The sequence below is a fragment of the Afifella marina DSM 2698 genome (assembly GCF_900102695.1).
Lineage (GTDB): Bacteria > Pseudomonadota > Alphaproteobacteria > Rhizobiales > Afifellaceae > Afifella > Afifella marina.
The window spans coordinates 1-3474 of record NZ_FMVW01000021.1; the positions used below are offsets into that span (position 1 = coordinate 1).

Consider the following 3474-nt stretch of genomic DNA (forward strand, 5'->3'; position numbering starts at 1 on the left):
AATAGCATCGGCCCATGATCCACCTCCTCAAACAGTGAATCATGCTTCAGCCAATCCGCAAACCTCCGATTCTCATTTCAGGTCCGATGCTCTAGCTGTTCAGAAATCGCAGGCCAACCGCAACAGCTCCCGCAGGCGATTGTTGAATATCTGAAGCCTAAATAACGGCGCTGGCGGGCCGGTATGAGCACCAAGGGCGAAGCTGTTGCGGTTCCGCCTCGATAGCGCATCAAGCGGTCTCGCCCCGCCCGGCCGAGGGGTGTCGGATCATTCGAAAATCGGGGCGATGAGCTCGGTTCGAGAGTATCCGCGGGCTGAGCTTGCGGCTCGGCCGCAGATGCTCGCTCGAGTACAATCAGTCCAACAGCATTCCAACAAAAGCCGCGGCTACGGGAATGGGCATTTCGAAATCGGTTGTCCCCTTTAAGTGGTTCGTGAAACAGGTTCGGACCTCCAGCGGAACGCATCAGCATCCGCCGCTCGGACCTCTCTCAATTTGTTCGCAAAGTCCTCCATCGGTCCCTTCCCAAACGCTCTACGAGCACCTTCCCTCGCCCTTTCTAGCCAGGTCACGTCATTGGACCTGAATCCTTCGTCAAGTTTGTCAATCTTATCTCAGGAGTTCCGCAACGCCGTTCCCCTTTTGAATCAGAAATCTCGGGAACGCCGTTTCAGGGAGTAATGGGGGGAATCAGGGCGCTTCGTCGTCGGGGATGCCTTCTTTGACGCGCAGCAGATGGGGTTTGGCACGGAAGTCCCAGCCGTTTTCGTAGCGCTCGACGATCTCGTCGAAACGGCGCCTTGCACCGTCCTCTGAGAAATCCTGCTCCACAAGCTTGTCGATCACCATGTTGCGTAAGCCGGACAACTGCTTCTCCTGGCCGGGTGCGAGGGCGCCGGTGATGGCCCAGTGTAGGACGATGCGGGCGACGTCGTCGCGTGACGGGATCCGTTCCGCCTTCTGCCGGGCGCGATAAGCCCGCTGCTTGTCTTTCTGCTCCGGGCGGCGTGGCTTGGTCTTTCTCATGACCTCAGCTTACGAGCACCTGCCGCCCGAAGTGACGCGAGACGATGACGCGGTGCGACCCCCGCATCATCCTCTTGCCGATATCGTTCTCTGGCATTCCCTCGCCCTGTCGCCTTGCCCGGGAGGTGCCCCCGCCGCAACACAACGTACGGGCAACGTACCCGCACATTATCTTGCCTTGCGCGCACGTCGTGAAACAAAAACCTTGGCTTTCGGAACACATGCGTAGCCTGTCGAAACGTCCGCACAGAGAAGCGGAGCGCATGTCTCGGCTTTCGAAACACATGCGCAGAGGTCTGAATCTTTTGTCTCGGGGCCGTGCAACAAAAATCCGCAACTCATGATGATGTGCAGGCACGTTATCGGCTGATGGGCCGCTTCCAACCCCCGGCAGCGCAGCGAGACGGTGCGGCATCGATGCCACGGCATGGCGCCCGGTCACTGCGCCTCCTCCTCCGCCTTCCATCTGTCGCGTGCCAGCAGCAGGCGCTCCACCAGCCTCCGCAAGAGGCGGACGGAGCCGCCGGGCCACGCGCCACGGAGTGCTTCGAGTTCCTCCCCGTCGAGCGGGATCGCCCAGCGGGGATCGAGGCCGCGCTCCTGAACGATCTCCTGCATGAGGCGCCCCGCAAGCGGAACGAGATGTTCCGGGCCGGGCTCGGGGAAATGGAACACCCGAAAACGATCTCTGAGCGGACCCGGCAGGCTTTGGAGGCCGTTTGCCGTGGCGATCCAGACCACATGGGAGAGGTCGACGGGCGCCTGGAGATAGGGGTCGTGCCAGTGCGTCGCCGACAACGGCTCCAACATCGGCAGCAGGGCATCGAGGGCATTGCCATTGTGGCGGCTCGTGCCGACTTTTTCGATCTCATCGAGAATGATCCCGGGCGATGCGTGCCGAAAACGCCGGATCAGGCTGACGGGAAGCGACGGCTCCGCCGACATCCACCGCCTTGCGGTTCCGCCGAGTGCGGCATCGGCAACGCCGCCGCAAGAGTATGTCTCGTGCGGCAGGCCGAGGGCGTTGCATAGCCGCTCCGCAAACCTGGTCTTTCCCGCGCCGGGCTCGCCGACCAGCAGGATCGGGCGTAGCCGGACGATGTCGAGAGGAACGAGTTCGGAGAGGATCGCCGAGATGATCTCTGCCGCCTGCGGAAACTCATTCGTGAGAGCTTTTTGTACGCCCGCAAGATCGGGCTTCCGCGCGAGCGGCAGCCGAGTGTTGAGAAGTTTTGCAAACTCCCGCCCGACACGCTGCGATGTCTCGACGTTGCCGACGGTCCGGAACACGACGGCACCCGGATCTTCCGGCCTGAGCTCGCCCACTCCGGCCTCGTCGCCGTCCCATGTCGGTGAGGCTCCGTCCCGGTTCACCTCCGTGCGCGTCTTGAAATACGTCTCGACACGCCGATAGATGCGTCGCTCTCGCTCGCTGAGAATGCGTTCGAGGAGATCAAGGCCGAAGTCGGACGTATCGCTCCGGAAATCCATGCGCGGCCGGGATGGCTGGCGGGCGAGCCGGTCGGCGGAAAGCGGCTCGTAGCGACCCGCATGGATGAGCCAGCCGACGGCGGCGATCGCATAGTCGAGGGCCTGGTCCTGTGGCGTCTGGCGATCATAGGCACGTGAGATCGCTTCACCCGCGATCTGCCAGGGCGCATGCCGGTCCCCGAGACAGGCAGAATAGTAGTCGAGCCGCAGGGCCGCCTCCGCTGTGTTGAGGCGCTTCAGCTTCCCGGCCCGGCGGAACGCTGCGGCAGTGTCTCTGAGATCGTCGAGGCTGGCGGACACGGTGAGGATCGTCAGGTGCTTGCGAAGTGCCTTATGGTCCGCGCGGTCATCCTCCGGAATGAGCAGGGAGACGCGCTCCGCCCAGGTCTGAACATCCGCAGAGATGTCGTTGCCGAAGAAGGCCATGCCAAGGATCAGCTCGGCGAGGTCCAGGAGATGTCGCCGTTCCCCGGCGGCTTTCGACCTCCGCGCCCATCGCCGTTCGCGCCGTTCCCGTCCTTCAGGATCGGGATCGGGCCAGACCGGGCATGCCGGATTGTCGTCATCGCCAGATCCGCGACGCCCTGCAAAGTCCGCAAGCGCGCTTGTCTTCTTTGTCTTGTCGCCGCTCATCCGTCGATCTCCGTTTCATCGGCCCGGCGCCCAAGGCGGTAGTAGCGGGAGAGTGTGCGCACGAAGCCGAAGTCTGGTGCGCCCACCCAGACAGCGGAGGTCAGGACCTTGCGCGCGCCGAGACGCGGATGGCCCGTGACATGGCCCATGAGCGCCGAGGTGCTGATCGGGACGAAAGTCCAGCGATCGATCAGCGGTGCATCAGAGAGATCCTGGGGCGTCGGGATGCGGCCTTCGTGAATCGCACGCAGGTCTGCCGCGAGACCTTCCATACGCGCAACGTCGCGCTCCCCATTGGGCCCGAGACCATCGTGGTCGAGAAT

General features: G+C 62.9%; 3 protein-coding genes. All 3 read right to left on the reverse strand.

Going from position 1 to position 3474, the window contains the following annotated elements:
• Positions 1-691: 691 nt before the first annotated feature.
• The gene (locus BLP76_RS18455) at positions 692-1027 is read right to left on the reverse strand and encodes a hypothetical protein (RefSeq protein ID WP_092816692.1); all 336 of its coding nucleotides are present in this window, start codon (positions 1025-1027) and stop codon (positions 692-694) included.
• A gap of 438 nt (positions 1028-1465) precedes the next feature.
• On the reverse strand, positions 1466-3151 hold the full coding sequence (locus tag BLP76_RS18460) for an AAA family ATPase (protein ID WP_092816694.1): 1686 nt from the start codon (positions 3149-3151) through the stop codon (positions 1466-1468).
• A partial coding sequence (locus tag BLP76_RS18465; protein ID WP_342028076.1) for a DUF6634 family protein occupies positions 3148-3474 on the reverse strand: 327 nt, incomplete at its 5' end. The genes BLP76_RS18465 and BLP76_RS18460, both read right to left, overlap by 4 nt.